This window comes from Paraburkholderia sp. BR10872 (assembly GCF_040965835.1).
Lineage (GTDB): Bacteria > Pseudomonadota > Gammaproteobacteria > Burkholderiales > Burkholderiaceae > Paraburkholderia > Paraburkholderia nodosa_A.
This window is the reverse complement of record NZ_JBFRCN010000053.1, coordinates 23,401-48,617: the sequence shown is the minus strand read 5'-3', so window position 1 is coordinate 48,617 and position 25,217 is coordinate 23,401. Positions and strand designations below refer to the sequence as shown.

The following is a 25,217-nucleotide window of genomic DNA, read 5'->3' as shown; positions in this document are numbered from 1 at the left end:
CGGGCGGCGGCCGGATTCGCGCCATGCGAAACTGTGTGCTTTCCCGCTCGATAGAAGCACTCCCGATGTTCGATCTTTTCGACGATACGCCTGCCCCTGACGTGGCATGGCATCCGTCATGGCTCGCGCCAGAGGCGGCCGCCGAGGCGCTCGCGCGCATCATCGCCGAGGCCGACTGGCGCCAGGAACGTATTCGCACGCCCGGCGGCTGGGTGGACCAGCCGCGCCTCACGGCCTGGCAGGGCGACGAAGGCGCGGTGTACGTCTATTCAGGCATCCGAAACATCCCGCAGCCGTGGACGAGCCAGGTAGCCGAGCTGCGCGACGCCATCTCTGCGCTTTGCGGCGTTCGCTTCAACAGCGTGCTGCTCAACCGTTACCGCACGGGAACGGACAGCATGGGCTGGCACGCGGACCACGAACCCGAACTCGGCCCCGAGCCGGTGATTGCCTCGCTGAGCCTCGGTGCGACGCGGCGCTTCGACTTGCGCCACAACGCGACGGGCGTGGTGCGTTCTTTTCAGCTGACGAGTGGCAGCCTGCTCGTGATGCAGGGCAAGACCCAGGCGCAATGGCGGCATCGCGTGCCGAAGGAGCCCGCCGTGAGCGGCGAACGCGTGAACCTCACGTTTCGCGTGGTCACGCCGGGTTTGCGGAAATAGACGTCTAGATCGCTGTGGAAGGGTATTAAATCGCCGATGTTCAGTGCGCGGACTACGCTCGCGCGAGTGGCTGCGCACTAAAAATAAAATAAGAATTTATGCGCATAAACGCCAACTCGGCATTTGCGCAGCGATCAGCCGTCCTGGCCGAGCCGGCGCCGCACGATTGCGACGAGACGCTCCAGCGGCAAACTCGAGCCCGCGAGCGCGCTCACCTCGGAATAGTGCTCGCGCGCGATGTCCGTGAGCACCTGGCCGGGCGGCGCTTCGACCAGCACGCTTGCGCCCGACTCGATCATGACGGTGAGCGCGTCGTACCAGCGCACCGTGTAGCGCATATTGGTGGCGAGATCGGCGCGGACGGCGTCGGCGGTGTAGAGGGGCCTGCCGCCGCGATTGTCGACGTAGACGCTGCGCGGCGTACGAAACGGTATGTCGCGCGCCCACTCGGTGAGCGCATCGGCGGCATCGGCCAATAGTTCGCAATGCGAAGGAACGGCCACCGCGAGCCGTTGCGCCTTGCGCGCGCCAGCGGCGAGCGCGCGGGCCGCGAAGGCTTCGAGCGCGCCGTCGGCGCCGGCCACGACGATCTGGCGCGGCGCGTTGACGTTCGCCGCGTACACTCGCTCGCCGCCTTCGCGCGCATGCGCATCGGCGAGCGTTTCGACCTGCGTCTCGCTCAGCCCCGCGACGGCCGTGAGGCCGTAGCCCGAGGGCCACGCGTTTTCCATCAACTCGGCGCGTTTGCGCACCATCCGCAGTGCGTCGCCAAACGCCAGGGCCTTGCAGCTTACCGCGGCCGCATAGGCGCCCACGGAAAGCCCTGCACTGAATTGCGGCGCGAGTCCTTCGTGCGCGAGCGCACGCGCCACGGCCACGCCCGCGACCACGAGGCCGATCTGAACGGCAATCGTGGAGCGTAAGGCGTCGTCGCTATCGAGCGTGAGGACGTCGAAGCCGAGTACCGCCGACGCCTCGTCGAGCGTGGCCCGCACGGCGTCGTGTTGCGGCAGCCTGTGGAGGAAGCCGGCGTTTTGCGCGCCCTGGCCCGGAAAGAGCAGGGCGAGCGTCATGCGGCTTGCCACGGGTCGGCGACAAGTCGCGCGCCGCTGGAAGCGCGCGCGAGCACGCGCGGCTTGTGGGCAGCGAGTTCGACGAGCGCGACACCGCCTGCGGGCGTTTCGAGTTGCGCGTCGATGCGTGTGTCTGCGCGGCTGGCGGCCTGCGCGAGCGTCTGCGCAAGCGACTCGATCGCCGCGCGTGAGACGCGTTGCGGCAGGCGAATCAGGATGTCGAGATCGCTCGATGCGGTGAGGGTGGGTACGCCCGTGGCGAGTTCGAAGCCGGCGCTGCCCGTTGGGCCCCAAACGTAACTGCGCAATGGCGAGGCGCCCGTGCGCAGGGTAGCAAGCGCGATGAACGCAGGCAATGCGCGGCGTGCGCGAAGCGGCTCAACGCCGAGCAGATCCTCCGGACTGGCGGATGATTCGATATCCTCAGTATTGAGCCAGGTGCCGAAGCGCTCCGAACGTACGCTGCCGCGCACGCCCACAGCCACGAAACCCGCCGCCGCGCACGTGCGCCGCACGACCACCCAGGGCGCGCGCGCAAGCGCGCCGCGTACCCAATCCGGCTCGTCGCCTGATGGGGTATGGCGCGCGATGCGCAGCAGGTCGTGCGCGCGCCAGCGCGTGTCGTCCACGCGCGGCGCGTCGGCAGCGAACGGCGGGGCGGCGCACACGCGCATCAGCTGGCGCCCCACTGTTGCGCGAGGCGCTTGCGCACCTCGATCGATGCCGCACGCGTACGCTGCGCCGACGCGCCTTGCAGACGATGCGCGAGGCCGCTCTTGTCGCCGCGTGCTTCCCGCACCCTCTGTGCGAGCACATCGCGCACGCGTGCAATCTGCGCATCGCTCGGCACGTCGGCATCGACGCCTTCGATCAACTCGTCGAGCAGACCGAGCTTCGCGAACGAAGCCATCGAATACGACATCGGCACGATCTTTTCGCCCAACTCGTCGAGGTCCTCGACGCTGCGCCGCGTGACCCGCGCCGCCGCTTCCTTGCCCATGGCGTGGACCATCGTGCCGGGCGCGTCGAGCGCGACGATGCGGTTGGCCTGATAGCCGTGCGCGAGGAACGCGCCCGACATGGCGGGCCCGACGATCAGCGCCACTACGGGATGCCCCGCGAGCCGCGCGCTCGCGTAGGCGTCCACGGCCGAGGCGCAGGCGAGGTGAATGCCGAGCATCTCCTCGCGATAGCCGTAGGCCTGGCTCTTCACATCGACGATCGCAATGATGGGGCGGCGCTTGCCGCTCGCGGCGTCCTCGGCAATCGCTTCGCGCACCGCCTTCGCGAGACGCCAGCCCTGTTCGAGGCCCACCACGTTGTCGCGCGCACGCGGAAAGCGGTTCGCGGGATCGGGTGCGACGGTGATGAAGCGCGCGGTCTCGTCGTCGAGCGGCGCGTCGGCGTATTGCACGCACGCGCCTTGTGTGTCTACGCCCGCGAGGGCGCGCAGCCAGCGTACGCCGCGGCTCGTCGTCGTGTCGTTCATGCGTTTTCTCCGCGCAGGTTCAGGAGCGAAGCGGTGAACACCGCACGCATCGTTTCTGGGGTGACGCTGGCGGGATCGATCTGCGCGAGTTTCGCGAGCGTGGCATCCACATCCGCCGAGCGCGGCGTGTGGGGCGCGCCTTGTGCAAACGCCGCGCGCACGGCGGCGCGCACGTCGTCCACGGCGTCTTCGACGAGCGCATCGGCGAAACCGGTTTGCGCGCGCTGCTCGCCGCCGATCAATTGCCACACCTGACGGCGATCGCTCGAATCGAGTTCCTCGATGCCGGCTTCCTGCTCGATGACCTCAGGGCCATTCATGCCGAGGCGGCCTTGCTTCGTCATCACGAGCGTCGAACACAGGGCCGCCGCGAGCGACATGCCGCCAAAACAACCCACCATGCCCGCGATCACGCCGACCACGGGCACATGCGCGCGCAAGGCGACGATGGCCGACTGGATCTCCGCAATCACAGCGAGGCCGAGATTGGCCTCCTGCAAACGCACGCCACCGGTTTCGAACAGGATGACGGGCCGCACGATCTTGCCGCGCTCGCAGTCGGCGAGCGCCAGTTCGAGTGCGGCGGCGATCTTGCTGCCCGACACTTCGCCGATGCTGCCGCCCTGGAATGCCGATTCGATCGCGGCTACGACAGCGGGCTGCCCGTCGATGGTGCCGCGCGCGATCACTGCGCCGTCGTCGGCCTGGCAGACGATGCCCTGCAACGGCAGCCACGGCGATTCGATACGGTCGAAGGGCCCAAGAAGTTCTCGGAACGTGCCCGCGTCCAGCACGGCGGCCGCGCGTTCGCGCGCGCTCAGTTCGATGAAGCTCTCGCGCAGCAGCGCGCCGGGCATCGGTTGATTCGTGCTGCTCATGACTGCGCCTCCTGCGCGGCTTCCACGGCTTCCGCGAGACGGAGCGCCACCACGCCGGGCGTGGCGCCGAAGTCGTTGATCTCGATGAGCGCCGCGCCGTCGTAGCGCGTGAAGAAGCGGTCGAGCACGCTCTTCCAGATGTGGCTATAGCCGTCCACGCTCGTATGCACGACCACGCGTGCCTGCATGTCGCTCGCGGGCTGCAGCAGCACTTCGAGATCGCCCGAGCCCACCACGCCCACGTGGGCGCGCGTCGTCACGGCGCGTTGCGCCGGATAGTCGAATGTCAGTTGTTCCATGAAACCGTCCTCCCGCCCATGCGGTGCTGAACCAGTCTGTCGATGAAAAGCGTCGCGGCAAGCAGATCGGCCGCGCCACCCGGCGATGCGTTGAGTGCGAGCAACGCGCGTTCGAGCGCATCGAACGCGGCGCGGCCGGCTTGCGTGGCAAGGCCGCCCGCGTCCCGTACGCGCTGCGCGCCCGCTCGAGCGGCCTCGCGCCCGGCGAGCCCCGAGCGATGCAGCACGCAGGTGTCGTCGAGCGAGGCCATGATCGCGAGCAAGGCGTCCACGCGCGCGTGGGCTTCGTCGTGGCCTCGCGCGCGCGCGGCGTGCAGTGCGGGCAGGCCCACGCGCACGACATGCGGAAAACCCTCTTGCGCTTCGCTGCGCGCACCGCCTACGTTGTAGCGCTGACGCACGCGCTCGCCGTTGCTTTGCACGGGCTGCGCGAGCAGGTCGTCGAAGCGCGCGATCTGTGCAGCCGTTTCGCAGATGTGCGCCGCGTGGGCAAATTCGCTGTCGCTGCTTTGCGGCGTATGCACGATCGCCGCGCCCGCCACCAGCAGACCGACAATCCAGATCGCGCCGCGATGCGCGTTGCTGCCTTGCGTCGCGCGCATCATCGCGGCTTCGCCGGCACGGCCGATGCGTGCGAGATCGGTGCGCAGCGCCGTGCCGGGCGCGGCCCGGCGCGAAGCGCGCGCGAGCGCTTCGAACGTGGGCTCGAGCGCATGCGCCGAGCGCAGCATCGTCGCGAGATCGAGATCGCTGTGCGCGCCGCTACCGCGTGCGTCCACGAGCGCGGGCTTGGGCGTGAGGCGCGCCTCTTCGATCAGCGCGTCGCGGGCGAAGCGGGCGAGCTGTGCGGCGGAGGAGGACGGCCGCGAGTCGCTGGCGCACGGGAGCCGCCGCGCGAGACCCGCCGAGCCCTCGGCAAGCACCGTAAGAGGAAGCGTACGCATCGCGCTTACCAGCTACGGAATCGGGCCGGCGGCGTATAGAGCCCGCCCGACCACGTCACCAGATCGTCGATGCTGCGTGCCGCGAGCAGCGAGCGCTTGGCTTCGCCGCGCAAAATGCCGAGATCCTCGGGGAACTGCACGATGCCGCGGCGGCGCAGTTCGTCGGTTTTCTGCTGCTGGGCGCGCAGGCCGATCGGCGTCACGCCCGCCACGGCCGCGAGCGCGGCGCGGCGCTCGTCGATGCCCTCTGCGCGATGCAGGTGCGCAATGCCTTCTTCGGTCACGACATGGCTCACGTCGTCGCCATAGATCATCACGGGCGCGACAGGCATGCCGCTCTTCTGGCCCACGGCGATGGCGTCGAGTTCGTCGACGAAGGTCGGCTCGCCGCCTTTCTTCCACGTTTCCGCCAGTTGCACAACGAGCTTGTGGCCGCGCGAAACCGGGCCGTTGTCCTTGAGCAGCTTGAGCCATGCTTCGCTCGCATGGCGCCGACCACGCGGATCGTGGCCCATGTTCGGCGCGCCGCCAAAGCCCGCGAGCCGGCCGCGCGTGACGGTGGACGAATTCGCGTCCGCGTCGATCTGCAGCGTCGAGCCGATGAAGAGATCCACGGCATATTGCCCCGCGAGCTGGCACAGCACGCGGTTCGAGCGCAGGCTGCCGTCGCTGCCCGTGAAGAACACATCGGGCCGCGCGGCGATATAGGCTTCCATGCCCACTTCGCTGCCGAAGCAATGCACGCTTTCCACCCAGCCCGATTCGATGGCGGGAATCAGCGTGGGGTGCGGATTGAGCGTCCAGTTGCGACAGATCTTGCCCCTGAGGCCCAGCGATTCGCCGTACGTGGGGAGCAGCAATTCGATCGCGGCGGTGTCGAAGCCGATACCGTGATTGAGCGCGGCGATGCCATAGGGCGCGTAAATGCCCTTGATGACCATCATCGCGGTGAGCACCTGCAAGTCGCCGATGTGGCGCGGATCGCGCGTAAAGAGCGGCTCGACCGCGAACGGGCGGTCGGCCTGCACGACCACGTCGACCCACGAGCCGGGAATGTCCACGCGCGGCAGTTCATCGACAATTTCGTTGACCTGAACGATCACGATGCCCTGGCTGAACGCGGCGGCCTCGGCGATGGTCGGCGTGTCTTCGGTGTTCGGGCCGGTGTAGAGATTGCCGTGGCGGTCGGCTTTCTCGGCGCACAGCAGCGCGACCTGGGGAATCAGGTCGACGAACATGCGTGCGTACAGCTCGACATAGGTATGGATCGCGCCCACTTCGAGCTGGCCGTCTTCGAGCAGTTGCGCGACGCGCAGGCTCTGCGGCCCCGCGAACGCGAAGTCCACGCGGTGCGCGATGCCGCGCTCGAACAGCGTCAGATGCTCGGGGCGGCTGATGCTCGAAATGAGCAGGTGAACGTTGTTGACCTTGGCCGGATCGGCCTTGGCCAGCGAGCGCGAGAGGAAGTCGGCCTGCTTCTGGTTGTCGCCTTCCAGCGCGACGCGGTCGCCCGGGCGGATCAGCAGTTCGAGCGCATCGGTCATGCGCGAGGCGGGCAGGACGCCGTCTTCGAGCCAGCCCGACACGGCGGCGAGGCGGCGGGCCTTGTCGTCGCGGCGCGTGGTCCACGAACGCGGCGCGAGGTCAGGCGAGGTTGGCGTATCAGCTTGAGGCTTCATCGGCAGTTCGGCTCCGTGAGCGGGAAGAGGCGGCGCGCGGTTTTGCGGCGGCAGTTTGCACCGAAGGTGGCACTGAAGTTGCCACTGCAGGCAGCGCGGCGCGCTCGGTCAGGAAACGGTAGATGAGTTCGCCCGTGCCGAGCAGGTGCTCGGCCACGAGCTTTTGCGCGGTGGGCACGTCGCCGCGCTTCACGGCGGCGAGAATTTCGGCGTGCTCACTATCGGATTCGCCCTTGTATTCGGGAAAGCCGAATTTCAGGCGCAGATAGCGTTCGCCGCGGCGATGCAGGGCGGTGAGCATCTCCATGAGCTGCGGGCGGCCGGCGGGCGCGTAGAGGTTCATGTGAAAAGCCTCGTTGCGCGCGACATAGAGCGACGGATCGCGTTCGCGTTTCGCGGCGGCGGCCAGCGCGGTCACTTCGCGCAGCGTGGCGCTCGTGTGATTCGGAATGGCGAGGCCGAGCGCGAGGCTTTCGAGCGCGGAGCGGATCTCGTAGATCTCGCGCGCTTCGTCGGCGGAGAGCGAGGCCACGCTCGCGCCCTTGTTTACCTCGATCTTCGCCCAGCCTTCGCTCGCGAGCTGGCGCAGCGCCTCGCGCACGGGGATCGCGCTGACTGAGAAATGCCGCGCGATCGCGTCCTGGCGCAGCGGCGCATTGGGCGCGAGCTTGCCCTCGACGATCGCGCTGCGCAGGGCGTCGGCGATCATGCGCGAGGTGCTGGTGCGAGGCGCTGCCGCGCCTTCCAGGGGAAAACCATTCGTTGCGTCGCTCATGAGATCAAATATTATATATAAAACGACCAAGGCGAAAGCCTCGAAAACCCGCAACGCCGAAACACCAGATTCACTATAGACGGGTAAGAAGAACGGGGGCTTACAGGGAGTTCCTGAAGAGGGCCGGCACTGCCGCGGCCTGCATTTCCGCGTTTCGCGGCGTGCGTGCGCATCTTGCTGCGTGGGCTGGCGAGGCATCAATGGAGAGAGGAGCATCATGAATTCGATCACCGAGTCCGCACGGCGAACTCGCACCAAGACACCGCTCAACCGGTCGCAGATCGCCGGTTTCTGGGGCGCCTGGGCAGGCTGGACGCTCGACGGGATGGACTCGTTCATCTACGCACTCGTGCTCACGCCCGCGCTCACGGAGCTGCTGCCGCGCTCGGGCTATGAGGCGAGTGCGGCGAACATCGGGCTTGCCGGCTCGATCCTGTTCGCGCTCTTCCTCGTGGGCTGGGGGCTGTCCTTCATCTGGGGGCCGCTTGCGGACCGCTTCGGGCGCACGCGCGTGCTGGCCGGCACTATCTTCATGTTTGCGATCTTCACGGGACTTTCGGCTACCGCGCAGAGCGTCTGGTCGCTCGGCATCTATCGCTTTCTCGCGGGCGTGGGCATCGGCGGGGAGTGGGCGCTCGCGGGCACTTACGTGGCCGAATCGTGGCCCGAAGACCGTCGCAAGATGGGCGCGGGCTATCTGCAGACGGGGTACTACGCGGGCTTCTTCATTGCGGCCGCGCTTAACTACACGGTCGGCGTGCACTTCGGCTGGCGCGCCATGTTCCTCACGGGTGCGGTGCCGGTGGTGGTGGCCATTCTCGTGCTCACGCGCGTGGAGGAGCCGGCCAAGTGGCAGAAGTCGGAGGCGAGCCATGAGCACCGCGGCCACCCGCTGCGTGAAATCTTCGGCGATGTCTACCGCCTGCGCACCGTGGTGGCGTGCGCGCTGCTGACCATCGCGATCATCGGGTTGTGGGCAGGCGCGGTTTATGAGCCGTCCGCCGTGATCCAGCTGGCGACGAAGGCGGGCGCGAACAAGGCCGAGGCGATCCGCACGGCTTCTATCGCCACGGGCATCCTGTCGATCGGCACGATTCTGGGTTGTCTCGCACTGCCGCCCATGGCCGAGCGCATCGGCCGCAGGTGGACGCTTGCCGTCTATTTCGCTGGCATGGCCGTGACGATCGCGGCGAGCTTCGGCTGGGCGTTCTACCTGCAGAACGGACTCGTGCCGTTCATCGCGCTGCTCTTTGTGCTGGGCTTCTTCGGCGGCAACTTCGCGCTGTTCAGCCTGTGGCTGCCTGAACAGTTCGAAACGCGCGTGCGTGCTACTGCGTTCGCGTTCTGCACGTCGTTTGGCCGCTTCGTGGGCGCGGGCGTGAACTTCCTGCTTGGCGCGGCCGTGCTGCGTATGCATACGCTCGGCGTGCCGGTGGCGCTCACGGCGCTGGCCTTCGTTCTCGGGCTTCTGATCATTCCGTTCGCGCCGGAAACGAAGGGTCAAACGCTGCCTTCATGAGCCCGATATGCGGCGCGTTGGCTAGCGCCGCGCCTTCACGAGCCTCGGCGGCAACAGGCGCCAGCCGAGATTGACCCCGAGGCTCGCCGCCACGATCAGCGCCATGCCCGCAAGCTGCGGCACACTCAGTGCGCGACCGTAGACGATCGCATCGACGGCGATCGCAGTGAGCGGATATACGAACAGCAGCACGGCGATCACGGGCGTGGTCAACATCGGCAGCGCGCCGTAGATCAGCACGTACGATAGCCCCGTGTGCAGCACCCCCATGCCCACGAGCCAGCCCCATTGCGTGGCCGAGATATGCACGAGTTCGAGCGGCGCAAAAAATGGCGCGATGAGCGGCAGGCACACGGAGCCCACCACGCATTGCGTCAGCGTGAGCAGATGCGGGCGAAAGTTGCGCAGGCTCTTGGCGATCAGTGTGACGCTCGCATAGAGCACCGAACCGCCCAGCGACTCGCCAATGCCGATCATGTAGCTCGTGCGATCGGCCACATGGGCTTCGGCGAGCACGCCGGAAGCGAGCACGAGCCCCACGAACGCGATGCCGATCCAGCCCAGCCGGTCGGCGCCGAGCCGCTCATGAAAGATCGCCGCGCCCATCAGCACGACCCAGAACGGCTGCACATGGAACACGACCGTCGAAACGGCAATGCTCGTGCGATGGATCGCGTCGAAGAAAGCCACCCACTGCGTGACCATCAGCACGCCTGAAATCACCGCGAGCGTGAGCGTGCGGCGCGTGAACTGCCGCGGCGAGAGCCAGCCCTTGTACGCGCAGTACCCGGCGAGCGCGAGCATGCCGAAAAAGCAGCGGAAGAACACGAGCGTGAGGGCGCCGAGACGCGCCTCCTCGACGAACACGCCGATCGTGCCCATCAGGAGGCCGCCGCCCGCGAGCATGAAGACGCCTTGCTGACGGTTGCCGTGATGTTCGGATTGCATGGCCGGAGCGGGGGGATCGAAAGGGGGTTGGAGACAGGTTAAGTATTCGCCGGTTGCGGGGCGCGGGCAAACGAATTAAATTGAAGAATTCCATCAACGCAGCTTATGAATAGGCCGCGACCCGGCCAGCCAGCGTATGAACCCCGAATTCGACATCGATTTGCTACGCACCTTCGCCGCCGTCGCGGATGCGGGCAGCTTCACGAAGGGTGCCGTGGCCGTGCATCGATCGCAGGCGGCGGTGAGCATGCAGGTCAAGCGGCTCGAGCAGATGCTGGGCACCACGCTATTTACGCGCGATACGCGCAATCTCGCGCTCACGCGCCCGGGCAACACGCTGCTCGAATATGCGCGGCGCGCGCTCGATCTGCAGGAGGAGGCGTGGGCGGCGCTGGTGCGGCCCGAGGTGACGGGGCGCGTGGTGCTCGGCGCGCCTGACGACTATATGGCGTCGCTGCTTTCGCCGGTGTTGCGGCGCTTCTCGACGCTCTATCCGCATGTGGAGATCGAGATCGTCTGTGCGCAGAGCGTCGCGCTCGGGCCGATGCTGGCGGACAACAAGATCGACATCGCGTTCGTCACGCGTGACCGCAAGATGCGCGGCGAGTTCGTGCGCGCCGAGGAGATGGTCTGGGTGGGGTCCGCCACCGATCCCGCGCCGCTTGCCATGTCGCCGTTGCCGGTGGGGCTCTACGAGCACGGCAGCGTGGCGCGCGCGCATACCGTGGCGGCGCTCGACGGCGCGCACATCCGCTACCGCGCTGCATATAGCAGTGCGAGCTTGATGGGTTTGACGGCGACGGTGGAGGCGGGCATTGCGATCGTCGCGCTCACGCGCTGCAGCGTGCCGGCGCGCTTCGCGATCCTCGGCGAGGCGCAGGGTCTGCCGAAGATCGAGCCACTGGAAATCGTGGTGGCGCGCAGTGTCAAATCGAACCGGCCGACTTGCGACTACCTCGCGCAGCAGATGGTGCAGGACCTTTCGGTGCCGCGTCAGCGCGGATAGACGCTCACTTCTCCGCCCACCGCGAGCCGCACGCGCTCGCCTTCGCGCGGCGTGCGATAGCCGGGCACGCGCGCTCGGACCGTTGCGTGCGCATCGATCAATTGCAGCGTGAGCGCGGCGTCCTGGCCCTGGAAGGTGATGGCCTGCACCACCGCTTCGAGCGCGCCGTCGCGCTGGTCGGTTTCGGGGAGCACGTCGATCTGCTCGGGGCGCAGCATCACATCCACGGCGCCTTCTGCCGCATGCTGGTCTGGCTGGATCGGCAGCGCGCCGAGCACGCAATGCGCCCGCCCGTTGGCCACCGTTCCCCGTAGTAGCACCGCCTCGCCGATGAAGGCCGCGAGTTCGCGCGTGGCCGGGCGGCGATACAGCGTTTGCGGCGGCCCGCTCTGCAGCAGCTTGCCGCGCCACAGCACGGCGACCTCGTGGCCGAGCGAGAGCGCCTCGGCCTGGTCGTGCGTGACGAGCACGGCGGTCGCGCCGGCGGCGGCGAGCGCGCGCGCCACGGCTTCGCGCGTTTCGACGCGCAGCGCGGCGTCGAGCGACGAGAATGGTTCGTCAAGCATCACGAGGCCGGGCGAGGGCGCGAGCGCGCGAGCGAGCGCCACGCGCTGCTGCTGGCCACCCGAGAGCTGTTGCGGCGCGCGCAAAGCATAGGATTCCGGAAGACCGACGAGTTCGAGCAATTCGGCCACGCGATGCTGCGTGCGCCGCTGCGCACGCGGCAGGCCGAACACGATGTTCTCGGCAACCGTGAGGTGCGGAAAGAGCGCACCCTCTTGCGGCACGTAGCCGATATGACGTTGCTCGGTCGGCAGATGCAGCCGGTCTGCGGCGACGCGGCGGCCGCCGATCTCGATCGTGCCGGCGTCGGCGCGTTCGAAGCCGCACAGCACGCGCAGCAGCGTGGTCTTGCCGCTGCCCGACGGCCCGAGTAGCGCGACGAGCGAACCCGAGCGCACGGAAAGATCGATGCCGTGCAGGACCGGATGGCCGTCGAAGGCCTTTTTCAGGCCGGAAATGCGAAGTGTGCTCATGGGCTAACTTGGGGCTAACTTTCGGGCTAACTGAGGCTCAGGCGTCGTCGGGCGGCGCGTTGATCGTATCGACCGGCATATTGACCGTTGCATGGCCCGCGAGCGCGGAGCGGCCCGCAAACGCGAACAGCAGACCCGAAGCGGCGAGCGAAAGTGCGGTGAGGAGCGCGGCATAGGGCGCGGCGGCCGCGAAGGCGAGCGTCGAGGTGTCGGTCCAGACCTGCGTGGCGAGCGTGTGCGTGCCGATGGGCGCGAGCAGCAGCGTGGCGTTCAGTTCGGTGACCACCGAGATGAATACCATCGAGGCCGCCGCGCCGAGGCCGGGACCCGCGAGCGGCAGCACGACGCGGCGCAACGTTGCGAACCATCCCAGGCCGAGCGCGCGCGCCGTATCTTCGAGGCGCTGCTGTGCTTGCAGGAGCGCCGCGCGCACACTAACGAGAGCCAGCGGCAGACAGAGGATCGCGTACGCCGTAATCAGCAGCGTGGTGCCCTGGTAGAGCGGTTCGAGCGCGCGCACCGCGAGGGAAACGATGGCAAGCGCAATGACGAGACCGGGCACGCCCTGCGCGATGAAGGCCGTGCGTTCGAGAAACGTGGCGGCGCGGCCGGGATGGCGCGCGAGCAAATACGCGAGCGGCAGCGCGAGCAGCGTGGTGAAAAACGCGGCCGTGAGTCCGAGGCGCAGCGAGGCGAACGTGGTCGAAACCAGCAACTCAGGCGAGACATCGGCGGGCGTGATGGCGGCGGCGCCGGGCTGCGTGAGCCAGTAGCCGATCATCGCGAGCGGCACGCCTAGCGTCGCCACATTGAGCGCGACGAAACCCGCCGCCATAGGCCAGCGCCAGCGGCCGAGCGCATGGCGCACGCTCACGCGGCGCGCGCCGCGATCCACGCGCTCGTAGCGCGCGCGTCCGCGCACGCGGAACTCGAGCACGAGGCACACGAGGCAGAGCAGGATCAGCACGCAGGCCAGCAGCGAGGCGCCGCCGCCATCGAAGCTCGTGCGGTATTCCGCGTAGATTTCGGTGGTGAACGTGCGAAAGCGCAGCAGTGTGAATGCGCCGAATTCGGAGAGCACGCCAAGCGCGACGAGCAGCATCGAGCCGAACAGCGCGGGACGCAGTTGCGGCAGCACGACGCGCACGAAAACAGCCCAGCGGTTGCAGCCGAGCGCGCGCGCCGATTCTTCGAGTGCGGGATCGAGGCCGCGCAGCGCGGCGGCCACGGGCAAATAGACGAGCGGGAAGTAGGCCGTCGTGATGACGATGAACGCGCCGAGGAAGTCCTGCAAATCGAGGCTCAGCGAGACCCACGCGTAGCTGGTGACGAAAGCGGGCATGGCGAGCGGCGCGGCGGCGAGGAGCGCCCAGGCGCGCCGCCCCGGCACGTCGGTACGCTCGACGAGCCACGCCACCGCGGTGCCGAGCACAGCACAGGCGAGCGTGGCCGAAACGGTAATCGAGAGCGTGTTGACGAGCAACTCGCCAACCAGCGGCCGGAAGATCAGTTCGGCGGCGTCGGCCAGACCAAAGGACAGCGCGCGCCAGAACGTCAGCGCGAGCGGCAGCAGCACCAGCAGCGGGCCGAGCGCGGCGGCGGCGAAGAGCGCTCGCGGCGCACGCCGCCGCGCGCGCAGGGGCGGGACCCCCGCGACATCGACTTGATGAGACTTTGGCACGGCTTGCGCCGTCGTCACTGCTTCGCTCACGATATTGCTTGTACTCGATGCCGATTACAGCAGGCCAGCCTGACGCAGCAGCTTGCCCGCCTGGCTGTCGTCGCCGAGCTGCTGGATGGTCAGCGCGGGCGGCTTCAGCTGCTCGAACGGCTTGTTGATGGGGTCGCTCTCCACGCCGGGACGCAGCGGGTACTCGTAGCTGATGTGGTCCTGCGCCATCAGCTTCTGCGCGCGCTCGCTCACGAGATAGGCGAGGAACTTCTGTGCCCCGTCCACATTGTGCGCGGACTTCATCACGGCGGCACCCGAAACATTGACGAGCGCGCCCACGTCGCCATCGGCGAAGTGCGCGACGGCGCTTTGCGTCTTCTTGTCGCCGATCTGCGCGTGCAGGCGGTCCCAGTAGTAGTTGTTGATGATGCCGGTGGCGACCGCGCCGCGATTCACGGCAGCGACCACGCCTTCGTCGTCGTCGAAGATCTGCGAGTTGGTCTTGAGACCCTTGAGCCATTCGAGCGTGGCGGCCTCGCCCTTCACGGCGAGCACGGCGTCGACGAGCGGCAGGAAGTCGGCGTCGCTCGGCGCGATGCCGACCTTGCCCTTCCATTCGGGTTTGGCGAGATCGAAAATCGACTTCGGCAATTGCGCGGGCTGCACCTTGGCCGTGTTGTACGCAAGCACGTTCTCGCGCGCGGTCACGCCCACCCATTGCCCTTGCGGTGAGTTGAAGCGTTCGGGCACGACCGCCAGCGTCGCTTTCTGCACGGGGGCGAGCAGACCCTTTTCTTCCAGCAGCATCAGTTCAGGCGAGTTTTCCGTGAAGTAGACGTCAGCGGGCGTCTTTTCGCCTTCGGCGACGAGCTGGGCCGCGAGCGCCGGGCCTTCGCCGCTACGGATCTTCACGTCGATGCCGGTCTGCTGCTGGAAGTCTTTCGCAAGCTGGTTCACGACCTGCTCGTGCTGTGCGTTGTAGAGCGTGATCGAGGCCGCGTGCGCGGCGAGCGGCAGCATGCCGGCAAGCGCGAGCGAGAGGGTGGCGGCGCACAGCGGCGCGCGCATCATGGATAATTTCATATTGCTTCGTTGTCCGTTGTTATCGATTGAACTAAAGCGATCTCAGGCGCTGAACAGCTCCGCGCCGATGAACGAGCCCGCCTTCGCGCCGGGCGGGCACGCGAAGATCGCGCTGCCCACGTGCGTCGTGAACTGGTTCATCATGTCGAACTTCGCGAGCTTTTCGTTGATCGGAATGAAGCCCGTACGCGGGTCGCCCTGGTGGGCAATGAAGATGAGGCCCGCGTCATATTCGGTTTCCTGGCGCCACGGCGGCCAGCGCTCGATGTAGAAGTCCGTGCTGTCGTTGTACGAGTACGAGCGGCGCAGGATCTGCGCGCCGTTGTTCGACGCGCGGTTCGAGAGACGCACGTGCGAGTTCTCGGGAATCTGCGGATTGCCGTCCTTGTCTTGCGCCTCGAGATCGACGTTGTCGAACTCCTTCATCTGGCCGAGAGGCGCGCCGCTGTATTTGTGGCGGCCGAACACCTGCTCCTGGAAGCCCAGTTCCATCTGGTCCCAGTGCTCCAGCGTGATGCGGATGCGGCGCACCACGGTATAGGTGCCGCCCTGCATCCAGGGCGCGTCGGCGGCGGTGGCCCAGACAAACTGGTTCATCGCCTTCGGGTCCGTGGTCGGCGGGTTGTTCGTGCCGTCCTTGAAGCCCATGAGGTTGCGCGGTGTTTGCGCGCGCGGGCCCGAGAGAAAGCCCGCCTGGCCCCAGCGCATCGTCAGGATTCCATAGCCTTGGCGCGCGAGCTGGCGCACCGCGTGGAAAGCGACTTGCGCATCGTTGGCGCACGCCTGCACGAAGAGATCGCCGCCGGTTTTTTGCGCGATCAGCTGGTCGCCGTTGAAGCGCGGCAGGTCGACGAGTGCGGCGGGGCGCTTGCGCGCGAGACCGTAGCGATCCTTGTCCTGCGACGCGAAGATGCCGGGGCCGAAGCCGAAGGTGACCGTGAGGCCCGCCGGGCCGAGGCCCAGCACGTCGCCGGAGTCGGCCGCGGGGTGGTCGTCGCCGGTGTAGTCGAGCGCGGCAGCGGGCTGCGCCTGGCTCATGCGCGCCGCAGACTCGGTCCACTTGCGCAGCAGGTTGATGACGTCGTCGCGCGAGGTCGTCGTGAGGTCGAAGGCCGCGACATACGTGTGCGCCTGCTGCGGCGTCACGATGCCGCCCTGGTGCTCGCCGTAGAACGGCTCGACGGCGAGCATCGGGTCGGCGGGCATCGCGTGATGCTTTGCCTCGGCGGCCTGGGCGAGGCCGCTCGTGGCCGCGCCTGCGCCGAGGCTCGCGCCGAGCGCAGCGCCGGCTTTCAGGAAGCCGCGACGCGCGGGGCGCGATGGTTGGTTAGGGGTATCGTCGGAGGACATGATTATTTAGCCAGCACGAGAGTGTTCACGTCGTCTTCCACGTAGTAGAAGCCGTCGCCTGCCGGGGTCAGCGCGATGCCGAAAAGATCGCCGTTGCCCGGAGGCGTTTGCGCCTTGTCCGTATCGATCCAGCGCGCGTACAGCTGCTTTGCCGCGGCCGGATCGATCTCGACGACCTGGCCGTTCAAGGCATTCGTGACGAGCAGGTGGCCCTGCGGCGTGGTGATCATGGCGAGCGGACGGTGCAGCAGGCCATCGGCGGTCAGTTGGCGGCCCACGCCCGCGCTCGTGTCGCGCGTGAGCGGGTCTTCGATCACGTTGATGCGGTTGCCGATTGCGTCGGACACATAGAGCAGCTTGTTGTCCGCCGAAAGCGCGAGGCCGGTCGGGCCGACGAGGAAAACGCCCTTGTCTGCCTGCGCGCCGAAGCCGCTCGCCACCACGGTTTCGCTCTTCAGGACCGGTGCCTGGCCGCTCGGGATGTCGAGGTCGAGCCGCAGCACCGTGGCCTGCTTGAACACGGGCGGATTGCCGTCTGCGCCGCCGACGCCGAAGCCCGCATTGCTCACGAACAGCGTGGCGTGGTCGCCGTTGTCGACCACGGCCATGTTGCCCCACGGGTCATTGATGTTGGGACTGCTGATGACCTTGGCAATCTTGCCGCTGCTGTCGAGCACGATCATGCAGCCCGCGCCCTTGGTGCCGGTCGTGCCGTCGTTGCTCGGCGTGCTACCCACGATGACCCAGCCCGACTTGAGCATCGTCATCGCGGTCGAAAGGCCGACGCCGCCCGGGCACTCCTTGAGATCGCGCGGAATCGTCGCGAACAGCGACATCTGCTTCGTGTCGGGGTGATAGTCGATGATCGTGCTGCCGGTGCCCTGCAGGTTGGCCGCGTTGTTGAAGTTGTCGACCAGCACGTCGCCTTCTTTCACCGCGCCGGAGGAAACCGGCGCGACGAAGATCGCATACGGGTTCTGGTCGCCGTTGTCGGGCACGGTGTTGATGAGCGTGGTGTGATGCTTGACGGTCTCGAGCAGGCCCTGCGGGTCGGCGTGAGCGGCGAGCGGCGCGCCGGCGAGCGCCGCCGCGGCGGCAAGCGCGAGCGCGGAGCGGACCGCGTGGGCCGTGCATTGCAGGAGCGTGCGCGTAGCGTGTTTCATACTGAATCTCCGTGCCTCGCGCGGCCGGCGCGCACGCCGGCAGGAAAACGCGAGGACTTGGGGTTGAACATGGGTCGGTTGCGCTTGCGTGGGCTTAGAACGTAATGTTGGTCCGCACGCCAATCACGAACGTATTGCGCAGCGGCGCGGTCGGATCCTGCGGATTCTGGCCGGCGCCCGCGTTGAACGTGTATTGCGCGTCAGCCTGGAGAATCCACCACGGCGTGACCTGATACTGATAGGTGGCTTCGAGCGCGGTTTCCTGCGTGCGCACGCCGTACGGACCGCCAGTAAACATCTGCTGGTCGAGGTCGAGGTTGTGCACGTTGTTGCCGACCTTGATGTAGGTGGCGGCAAGGCCCACGCTGTCGTTATCGCGTCCCTTGAACGGCGCCTTCATGACGATGCCGAGGTTGGCCGCGAGGCTCACGAGATTGCGGTCGCCGGGCGCGCCCATCACGCGCGCGAATACGCCGATGCTGCGCGGCTCGTCCGGATCGGGACGCCAGATCATCTGGTCGGCCACCGCATAGAAGCTGTAGTTGCCCTGGTGCTGCGCCGGGATGCCGGTCGAAGCCGGATTCGCGAGCGAAAGGCCCGTGTTGTCGAAACGCTGGTCGGCAAACGAGTTGGTGTTGTACCAGAAGCCAACCTTGTAGGTGCCGGGCAGGCCGTGATTGTCCGCGCTGACCAGTTCGCCTTCGGACGGCTGGTTGATGGCGTACTGCAGCTCGCCGATCCACAACGTGCCGTTGCGCAGATTGAAGTTCGTACCACTAAGGTTGTTCGGATCGTTGCCGAGCGGGTCGCCTGAGAACACGCCTGCGAGTGCCGTCAACGAAGGTGTGATCTGCCCGCGCACGCGCACGCCGAGACCGGCGAGTGGATAGGCGGGACCGCCCGAGGGCATGTCGTACGAAGGCAGCGCCGGCCAGCCGAACATCGTGTTGATGAAGAGCGCCCCGTACTGGCTCACGATGAATTCCTGGTCGAGACTCTGCTGACCGATCTTCACGTCGAGGCGCTTGTTGAAGTACGATTGCTGGTACCACAGCTCCCACAGGCGCGTGGTCGGCGTCGCTTCGATGCCGCTCGCCGTGTTCAGCGTGCCGAGGTTCGACGTGCTCAGGTTGGTGCCGTGGATCTGCAGGGCGCTCACGTTGAAGAGGCCGCCCGGAATGCCGAGCGCCTTGCTCGTGTCGACCTGAACCGTTGCCGTTGTGAGGCCGTCGTACGCGCCGCCGGTCTTGAGGCCGCCGCGCAGGTTCGCGAGGTACTCGCTCGTCTCCGTGAGCTGGAACGTCACCCCGTATTTGCCGAGCCACGGCCGCAAGCCGCCCATGTCGCCGAGCATGTTCTGGCGCGTCCAGAAGCCCGTCCAGAAGTTCGACGGCTGCGCCTGAATGGCGAGGTCGGCTTCCGGCGCTTCTGGCGCGGCGTCGGGGTTCGCGTTGCTCTGGGCGCGTGCGGCTCCGCTCGCGAAAGTCACGCTCGCGGCAAGCACGGCAATGGCGCGCCACGCCGGTGCGCGCCGACGCGCCGGGCGGCCCGGCGCTGCGCTGCGCGAGCAGGCGAGCGCAGGCACGCGGACGGTTCGGGTCAATTCCATCGTATTCCTTACTTATTGAAATGTTCGCTTGATTGATCGCGTTGGCGTTTGTTATTCGCAAGCCGCTGAATACCCGACATCTCCAGACGGCGCCATCGTACTAACAGTAAATGCGAGCGTCAACAAAAACGAGAATGATTCGCAACTGTCTTACGCCTGTTTTACGCAGGATCACAGGATTTCTTGCGAAGTTCTTTCATTTGTGTATTTACAGATTACAGATCGTTAGCGTTTGATGAATCAGTCAGGCGAATGAAGTCGCTTATCATCGCGTGTGCGTACGCATGTTTTGCCGCACAAACTTCAAGACAAGCTGGCTCCATGACCGACATTTCCCCAGGCAACGAACTCGATCTCGACGCGTACTTCGCCCGCATCGGCTACGACGGTCCACGCACCGCGACACTCGCCGTGCTGCGCGAACTCCAGCGTCTGCACCCGCTTGCCATTCCTTTCGAGAATCTCGATCCGCTGGCGGGACGGCACGTATCGATCAAGCTCCCGGACATCGTCGCGAAACTCGTGACGAAGCGGCGCGGCGGCTACTGCTTCGAGCACAACACCTTGCTCGCGCACGTGCTCATGCAACTGGGTTTTACGGTCACCCCGCTCGCCGCACGTGTGCTGTACGGTCGTGAGCCCGGCGCGCGCACGCCGCGCACGCATATGCTGCTGCGCGTGGAGGCGCAGGGCGATACCTGGCTCGTCGACGGCGGCTTCGGTGCCGCGACGCTGCGCGCGCCGCTCTCGTTCTCGACCGATGCGGAACAGCCGACGCCGCACGAACCGGCGCGGCTCGTGACGTTGTCGGCGAACGAGCGCAAGCTGCAATTGCACGATGGCGAGAAGTGGTTCGATCTCTATCGCTTCGAATTGACGCCTGCCGAGTGGGTCGATTACGAAGTGGCGAACTGGTACACGTCGGCGTCGCCCGAGTCGTTCTTCACGTTCAGTCTGATCGCCTGCATCGCGCGCGAAGGCGGCCGCGCGATCCTGTTCAACGAGCGTTTTACCGAGCGCGATGCGCAAGGCCAGGTGAGCGAGGAGCGTAACCTCGCCAATGGAGCGGAACTCGCGCACTGTCTGCGCGAACGCTTCGGCATCGATCTCGCGGGCGGCGACGCGGCGCAGCGTATCGATGCCGACGCGCTATATGCGCGCATGACGTCGCACAGCGCCACGCAGTAGGCGCGAGCGAACGCGAGTCAGCGTCCCCGCGCGCAAGGAGGGCATCATGACTGAGCTGAAAATGACGAAAGCGCTAATGGCGAAGCTGTTCGTGCAAGTCGTAGTCTGGTTCGGATTGATGGGCGTGCTGTTGTTCGTTTCGGCGGGCACGCTGGCGTGGACGGCGGCATGGCTCTGGCTCATCGAGTGGGCGTTGTGCGGCGTGTGGATCGGCCTGTGGCTCGGGCGCGAAGATCCGGGTCTCCTGGTCGAGCGGCTCGCGCCGTTCGCGCAGCGCACGCAACAGCCGTGGGATCGCGTGTTCATGCTGTGCGTTTCGGTGGGATTTTGCGCGTGGCTCTGCCTGATGGGAATCGACGCCGTGCGCATGGGCTGGTCGCGCGTGCCGCTATGGCTCAGCGTGCTCGGCGCCATCTTCATCTTCGTCGATATCTACGCGACGCGCGCCGTGTTCGCGGCGAACCGCTTTGCGGCGCCCGTGGTGAAGATTCAGAGCGAACGCGGGCACACAGTCAGCGATACCGGACCGTATGCCTATGTGCGTCACCCGATGTATGGCTTCGCGTTGCTCTTTCTCGTCGGCACGCCGCTCATGCTCGGTTCGTGGTGGGGGCTTGCGTGCGTGCCCGTGATGGTCGTGGGGATCGGCTATCGCGCGGTGCGCGAAGAGCAAACGCTGGCGGAAAATCTGCCCGGCTACCGCGAGTATCTGGCGCGTGTGCGTTATCGCTTCGTGCCGGGCATCTGGTAATGAGAGATTAGCTCGTGGAGGGCGAAGTCAAGGCTTGCGCGTAACGCCGATAAAGCCAGGCAAGTGCCGTGGTGGTGAGCAGCGCAAACACGATATTGCCGATGCTCTGGCCAATGGCGAGCGCGGTGAGCCACGCCGGCTGTCGCACGATTTCAGGCGTGACGCCCGCGAGGCCCATACCGATCAGCACGATCAGGCCGCACACCGCAATGGGCAGCGCGGCGACGAAGGTGACGCCAAAGAGGCTCCAAAAATGCCCGCGGCTGTCGCGCCAGGCGGCGCTGAAGGCGATCTTGCTGCCGACGGCGAGCGCCGGAAAGAGCAGCGAGAGGCGCACCGCCACGAACATCCAGATCGCAATGACCACCAGAAAGAGGAACGCGGCGCCGCCCTGGTATTGAGGCCGCAGCACGACCCACAGCAAGAGCGCGAAGGCGCCGAGCGCGACCGCCAGAATGAGACCGACCGCGAAAATACGCAGGAACGGCCTGGCCCCGGCCGGCATGAGCGGCGCGCTGCGCTCGCCTAGCAGCACGAAGCGCGAGATCTTGAGCGTGAACCAGAGGTAGAGAAGCGAATTCAGGAGCGAGGCGAGATTGCCGAGCGCAATGAGTCCGGCGGAAGGCGTTGCGCCTTCCGCCGGTACGGGCCGCCCGGCAAGCCCGAACCAGCCGAGCGCCGCGTAGATCACAAACGTTCCCGCAAGGAGAACCGGCATTTGCACGGCGGCCTGCCAGGCGCTCGCCCATGCGCGCTTGACGCATTCCATGAAGGTCATCTGTTGCATGAGGTTTTCGCACGGGTAACAGAGAGCCTACAGTCTAACGCGGCGCCGCGAAATCAAGGGCGCTCGTGCGAATCCGCGCGTGCAACTCACTTCACGGCGAACAGCGTGAGGTTCATGAAGACCTTGAACGCGAACCCGAGCGAGACCGCCGCGCCCACGCCCGCACACCAGAGGAGTACGAACCATAGCCAGCCGGGCAGCGCGCGGCGCACCGTGTTAGTGGTAGTGATGGGTGTCGCCATGACGCACCTTGCCTCTAAAGACCCAGTAGCCGAGCATCGTGTACGCGAGGATGATCGGCAGAATGAACGCTGCGCCCGCGAGCGTGAACATCTGGCTCTCGCGCGGCGCGGCCGCTTCCCACAGCGTGAGGCCCTGCGGAATCGCATACGGCCACAGGCTCACGAGCAGGCCCGCATAGCCGAGCAGCACGAGACCGATAGCTGCGATGAAGGGCGTCTTGTGATGGCGCGCATGCACGGCCCAACGCATCCACGCGGCGCAGGCGAGCACGAGCAGCGGCACCGGCGCGAGACGCCAGAAGAGGCCCGAACGGAACCAGCGTTCAGCGATGGCCGGGTCCTGCAGCGGCGTCCACAGGCTCACGAGCGCGATGAAGCCGAGCAGCATGACCGTGAGCGGCCAGACGAGCTTGCGCAGGCGGCGCTGCAGGTCGCCCTCGGTCTTCGCCACGAGCCAGCAGCAGCCGAGCAGTGCATAGGTCGCGACGAGCCCGAAACCCGAGAGCAGGCTGAAGGGCGTGAGCCAGCCGAAGGCGTCGCCGGCGAACTGGCCGCCGTCCATCGGAATGCCTTGCAGGAACGCGCCGAGCGCGATGCCCTGGAAAAACGCCGCGCCCGTCGAGCCGCCGATGAACGCGAGGTCCCACAAGTGCTTCGTGCGATTGGCCTTGGCGCGGATCTCGAACGACACGCCGCGGAAGATCAGGCACGCGAGCATGAACACGAGCGGCAGGTAGAGCGCGGAGAGCACGGTCGAGTACACCACGGGGAACACGGCGAAGAGCCCCGCGCCGCCGAGCACGAGCCAGGTCTCGTTGCCGTCCCACACGGGCGCGACCGTGTTCATCATGAGATCGCGCTCATCCTCGTCGGGAAAGAGCGGAAACACGATGCCGATGCCGAGATCGAAGCCGTCCAGCACCACGTAGAGAAGAACGCCGAGCGCGATGATCGCGGCCCAGATGACGGTGACATCCATTTGCTTGCTAGCCTCGTAACGATGAATGCGGGGAGCCTCAGGCGTCGATCAGCTGATCGGCGGCGGACATGGGGCGGCGCGCGGTCTGACTCGCGCTGAGCGCAGGGTGGGCCACGCGCGGTTCATGTGGCTCGCGGGGCGTATGCGGCTTCGGGTCGGGCAGCGCGGGACCTTTGCGCAGAAGTTTGAGCAGATAGTAAATTCCCGTGCCGAACACGAGGAAGTACACCGCCACGAACGCCATCAGCGATATGCCAACTTGTTGCGCCGTGAGCGGCGACACTGCCTGTGCCGTGCGCATTACGCCGTAGACCACCCAGGGCTGACGGCCGGCTTCGGTCGTGACCCAGCCCGCGAGCAGCGTGATGAAGCCCGTCGGTCCCATGGCGAGCACGAAGCGCTGAAACCAGCGCGATTCGTAGAGCGTGCCGCGGCGGCGCAGCACCCAGCCGATCACGCCGAGCAGGATCATCAGGATGCCTAAACCGACCATGACGCGGAAGCTCCAGAACAGCAGCGGCGAATTGGGCCGCTCGTCGGCGGGGAAGGACTTGAGTCCCTTGATCTCGCCGTCCCAGCTATGCGTGAGGATCAGGCTGCCCAGGTGCGGAATGGAAACGGCGTAGCGTGTCGTCTCGGCCTGCATGTCGGGAATGCCGAACAGATTGAGCGCGGTGCCGCCTGGTTCGGTGTCCCAGATGCCTTCAATCGCGGCGATCTTGGCGGGCTGATATTCGCGCGTATTCAGGCCGTGCGCATCGCCCACGAAGGCTTGCACCGGCGCGAGCACGAGCAGCAGACCGAGCGCCATCGAGAACATCTTCTTGATGGCGGGGTCGCGCCGCCCCTTGAGCAGATGCCATGCGCCGCTCGCAGCCACCACGAGCGCGGCCACGATGAACGCGGCGATCGCCATGTGCGCAAGGCGGTACGGGAACGACGGATTGAAGATGATCTTGAACCAGTCCACCGGTACGACATGGCCATCGACGATCTTGAAGCCTTGCGGCGTCTGCATCCAGCTATTCGAGGCGAGAATCCAGAACGTGGAGATGAGCGTGCCGATGGCGACCATCAGCGTCGCGCCGAAGTGGGCACGCGGGCTTACGCGGTTCCAGCCGAACAGCATGATGCCGAGGAAGCCCGCTTCGAGAAAGAACGCGGTCATGACTTCGTACATCAGCAGCGGCCCGGTGATGGGGCCCGCGAACGACGAGAAGCCGGACCAGTTGGTGCCGAACTCATAGCTCATGACGACGCCTGAGACGACGCCCATGCCGAAGGCCACGGCGAAGACCTTCGACCAGAACAGGCAGAGGTCCTTGTAGAACGGTTGGCGCGTTTTGAGCCAGCAGGCTTCGAGCACGGCGATGAAGCTCGCGAGGCCGATGGAGAGCGCCGGAAAGACGATGTGAAACGAAACGGTGAAGGCGAACTGCAGCCGGGCCAGGTCGAAGGCGGAAAGTGACGTGTGCATGTACGTGCCTGTTGCTTGCTTACCGGGAAAAGCGCGGAAGAAACGTCGCACGGCGAGGCAGTGGGGGCGCTGCGCTTCTCGTGCGATGGACGTAAGCGTAGGGGAACGGCGAAGGTTGTGCTGCGCTGCGACGTGCGCCAGCGTGTCGCAGTCGTCAATATCAAAGGGACGAAAACCTGCGCTAACGCATTGATACAGATCAATTTAGATTAAACACTCGTTGCGCAGCGGGGATGTGCGCAGAGCGTCGCGATGCGTCAATACACCGCGCTGCCGCATCGGGTGCGGCAACGTGCCTCGGCGTGCGGCGTCAGGATTCGTGCGGGGGAGAGTTCAGGCGCGCCTGGCGGCGCGAGCGACGCGTACGGCGCCAGGCGGTAAAGATCAGGAATGCGATAGAAGTGGCGTCAGCGCGGATCGCTCCACAGCTTGCCGGCCGTCGCCCAGTTTTCCGGCTTCACGTCGTGGAAGATGATGTCGACGGATTGCGGCTCGACGCCGAGCACCTTGCAGGTGGTCTCGGTCAGGGCGGCGGCGAGCTGGCGTTTTTGTTCGACGCTGCGGCCTTCGAACATTTCGATGTGGAATGTCGGCATGCGGGTCTCCT

At 66.5% G+C, this 25,217-nt stretch carries 25 protein-coding genes; 5 read left to right on the top strand and 20 right to left on the bottom strand.

From position 1 onward, the window contains the following. The first annotated feature begins 65 nt into the window (after nt 1–65). Nucleotides 66–662 carry an alpha-ketoglutarate-dependent dioxygenase AlkB gene (locus AB4Y43_RS31650; protein ID WP_368729584.1) on the top strand — a complete coding sequence of 199 codons (597 nt, stop codon included), beginning with the start codon at nt 66–68 and terminating at the stop codon, nt 660–662. A gap of 134 nt (nt 663–796) precedes the next feature. Here AB4Y43_RS31650 and mdcH read toward each other — a convergent pair whose 3' ends face one another. The 8 genes from mdcH to AB4Y43_RS31610 are packed head-to-tail and all read right to left on the bottom strand — an operon-like array spanning nt 797 to nt 7,799. Beyond that, nucleotides 797–1,735, bottom strand: coding sequence for a malonate decarboxylase subunit epsilon (mdcH, locus tag AB4Y43_RS31645; protein ID WP_368729583.1), 939 nt, complete (start codon nt 1,733–1,735; stop codon nt 797–799). Next, complete coding sequence (locus AB4Y43_RS31640) at nt 1,732–2,409, bottom strand: malonate decarboxylase holo-ACP synthase (RefSeq protein WP_368729582.1); 678 nt, start codon at nt 2,407–2,409, stop codon at nt 1,732–1,734. The genes mdcH and AB4Y43_RS31640 overlap by 4 nt, the downstream gene beginning before the upstream one ends. Beyond that, the gene (gene mdcE, locus AB4Y43_RS31635) at nt 2,409–3,224 is read right to left on the bottom strand and encodes a biotin-independent malonate decarboxylase subunit gamma (protein ID WP_368729581.1); all 816 of its coding nucleotides are present in this window, start codon (nt 3,222–3,224) and stop codon (nt 2,409–2,411) included. Before mdcE ends, AB4Y43_RS31640 begins: the two co-directional genes overlap by 1 nt. Next, nucleotides 3,221–4,102, bottom strand: coding sequence for a biotin-independent malonate decarboxylase subunit beta (locus tag AB4Y43_RS31630; RefSeq protein WP_368729580.1), 882 nt, complete (start codon nt 4,100–4,102; stop codon nt 3,221–3,223). The genes mdcE and AB4Y43_RS31630 overlap by 4 nt, the downstream gene beginning before the upstream one ends. Next, entirely contained in the window at nt 4,099–4,401 is a 303-nt protein-coding gene (locus AB4Y43_RS31625; RefSeq protein WP_042265098.1) for a malonate decarboxylase subunit delta, read from the bottom strand. Before AB4Y43_RS31625 ends, AB4Y43_RS31630 begins: the two co-directional genes overlap by 4 nt. Continuing rightward, the gene (locus tag AB4Y43_RS31620) at nt 4,389–5,345 is read right to left on the bottom strand and encodes a triphosphoribosyl-dephospho-CoA synthase (RefSeq protein WP_368729579.1); all 957 of its coding nucleotides are present in this window, start codon (nt 5,343–5,345) and stop codon (nt 4,389–4,391) included. Before AB4Y43_RS31620 ends, AB4Y43_RS31625 begins: the two co-directional genes overlap by 13 nt. A gap of 5 nt (nt 5,346–5,350) precedes the next feature. Further along, nucleotides 5,351–7,024: a malonate decarboxylase subunit alpha gene (gene mdcA, locus AB4Y43_RS31615; protein WP_069268719.1), complete on the bottom strand. Its 1,674-nt coding sequence runs from the start codon at nt 7,022–7,024 to the stop codon at nt 5,351–5,353. Beyond that, the gene (locus tag AB4Y43_RS31610; RefSeq protein ID WP_368606190.1) at nt 7,008–7,799 is read right to left on the bottom strand and encodes a GntR family transcriptional regulator; all 792 of its coding nucleotides are present in this window, start codon (nt 7,797–7,799) and stop codon (nt 7,008–7,010) included. Before AB4Y43_RS31610 ends, mdcA begins: the two co-directional genes overlap by 17 nt. A 217-nt stretch (nt 7,800–8,016) precedes the next feature. Between AB4Y43_RS31610 and AB4Y43_RS31605 the strand changes: the two genes are divergently transcribed. Continuing rightward, the gene (locus tag AB4Y43_RS31605) at nt 8,017–9,318 is read left to right on the top strand and encodes an MFS transporter (protein ID WP_368729578.1); all 1,302 of its coding nucleotides are present in this window, start codon (nt 8,017–8,019) and stop codon (nt 9,316–9,318) included. A gap of 21 nt (nt 9,319–9,339) precedes the next feature. Here the strand turns inward: AB4Y43_RS31605 and AB4Y43_RS31600 are convergent, their stop codons facing one another. Further along, nucleotides 9,340–10,266, bottom strand: a complete 927-nt coding sequence (locus AB4Y43_RS31600) for a DMT family transporter (RefSeq protein WP_368685595.1) — start codon at nt 10,264–10,266, stop codon at nt 9,340–9,342. 136 nt (nt 10,267–10,402) lie between these two features. Between AB4Y43_RS31600 and AB4Y43_RS31595 the strand changes: the two genes are divergently transcribed. Then, nucleotides 10,403–11,272 carry a LysR family transcriptional regulator gene (locus AB4Y43_RS31595; protein ID WP_069268722.1) on the top strand — a complete coding sequence of 290 codons (870 nt, stop codon included), beginning with the start codon at nt 10,403–10,405 and terminating at the stop codon, nt 11,270–11,272. On the opposite strand, the gene AB4Y43_RS31590 is transcribed toward AB4Y43_RS31595, so the two are convergent. From AB4Y43_RS31590 to AB4Y43_RS31565, 6 genes are all read right to left on the bottom strand, one after another. Next, complete coding sequence (locus AB4Y43_RS31590; RefSeq protein WP_368729577.1) at nt 11,260–12,309, bottom strand: ABC transporter ATP-binding protein; 1,050 nt, start codon at nt 12,307–12,309, stop codon at nt 11,260–11,262. The two genes, AB4Y43_RS31595 and AB4Y43_RS31590, sit on opposite strands and share 13 nt — an antisense overlap. 37 nt (nt 12,310–12,346) lie before the next feature. After that, nucleotides 12,347–13,990, bottom strand: a complete 1,644-nt coding sequence (locus AB4Y43_RS31585) for an iron ABC transporter permease (RefSeq protein WP_342950265.1) — start codon at nt 13,988–13,990, stop codon at nt 12,347–12,349. A gap of 54 nt (nt 13,991–14,044) precedes the next feature. Then, on the bottom strand, nt 14,045–15,001 hold the full coding sequence (locus AB4Y43_RS31580) for an iron ABC transporter substrate-binding protein (protein ID WP_368729591.1): 957 nt from the start codon (nt 14,999–15,001) through the stop codon (nt 14,045–14,047). A 105-nt stretch (nt 15,002–15,106) separates the two neighbouring features. Next, complete coding sequence (gene efeB, locus AB4Y43_RS31575) at nt 15,107–16,414, bottom strand: iron uptake transporter deferrochelatase/peroxidase subunit (RefSeq protein ID WP_368729576.1); 1,308 nt, start codon at nt 16,412–16,414, stop codon at nt 15,107–15,109. Nucleotides 16,415–16,416: 2 nt separating this feature from the next. Beyond that, on the bottom strand, nt 16,417–17,577 hold the full coding sequence (locus tag AB4Y43_RS31570) for a hypothetical protein (protein WP_069268726.1): 1,161 nt from the start codon (nt 17,575–17,577) through the stop codon (nt 16,417–16,419). 94 nt (nt 17,578–17,671) lie between these two features. After that, a complete protein-coding gene (locus AB4Y43_RS31565) occupies nt 17,672–19,186 on the bottom strand; it encodes a carbohydrate porin (RefSeq protein WP_368729575.1) in 1,515 nt (504 codons plus the stop codon). A 321-nt stretch (nt 19,187–19,507) separates the two neighbouring features. Between AB4Y43_RS31565 and AB4Y43_RS31560 the strand changes: the two genes are divergently transcribed. Together AB4Y43_RS31560 and AB4Y43_RS31555 are read left to right on the top strand one after the other, a co-directional pair. Beyond that, nucleotides 19,508–20,374, top strand: coding sequence for an arylamine N-acetyltransferase (locus AB4Y43_RS31560; protein ID WP_368729574.1), 867 nt, complete (start codon nt 19,508–19,510; stop codon nt 20,372–20,374). Between the two features lie 46 nt (nt 20,375–20,420). Continuing rightward, nucleotides 20,421–21,125: an isoprenylcysteine carboxylmethyltransferase family protein gene (locus AB4Y43_RS31555; RefSeq protein WP_246089213.1), complete on the top strand. Its 705-nt coding sequence runs from the start codon at nt 20,421–20,423 to the stop codon at nt 21,123–21,125. Nucleotides 21,126–21,132: 7 nt separating this feature from the next. On the opposite strand, the gene AB4Y43_RS31550 is transcribed toward AB4Y43_RS31555, so the two are convergent. From AB4Y43_RS31550 to AB4Y43_RS31530, 5 genes are all read right to left on the bottom strand, one after another. Beyond that, entirely contained in the window at nt 21,133–21,912 is a 780-nt protein-coding gene (locus AB4Y43_RS31550) for a hypothetical protein (protein WP_342950247.1), read from the bottom strand. 86 nt (nt 21,913–21,998) lie between these two features. Then, nucleotides 21,999–22,154: a hypothetical protein gene (locus AB4Y43_RS31545; protein WP_321927253.1), complete on the bottom strand. Its 156-nt coding sequence runs from the start codon at nt 22,152–22,154 to the stop codon at nt 21,999–22,001. After that, complete coding sequence (cydB, locus tag AB4Y43_RS31540; RefSeq protein ID WP_254319536.1) at nt 22,129–23,133, bottom strand: cytochrome d ubiquinol oxidase subunit II; 1,005 nt, start codon at nt 23,131–23,133, stop codon at nt 22,129–22,131. Before cydB ends, AB4Y43_RS31545 begins: the two co-directional genes overlap by 26 nt. Before the next feature lie 37 nt (nt 23,134–23,170). Further along, nucleotides 23,171–24,610: a cytochrome ubiquinol oxidase subunit I gene (locus AB4Y43_RS31535; protein ID WP_368729573.1), complete on the bottom strand. Its 1,440-nt coding sequence runs from the start codon at nt 24,608–24,610 to the stop codon at nt 23,171–23,173. 407 nt (nt 24,611–25,017) lie between these two features. Then, nucleotides 25,018–25,206 carry a 4-oxalocrotonate tautomerase gene (locus AB4Y43_RS31530; protein WP_028205614.1) on the bottom strand — a complete coding sequence of 63 codons (189 nt, stop codon included), beginning with the start codon at nt 25,204–25,206 and terminating at the stop codon, nt 25,018–25,020. Nucleotides 25,207–25,217 lie beyond the last annotated feature (11 nt).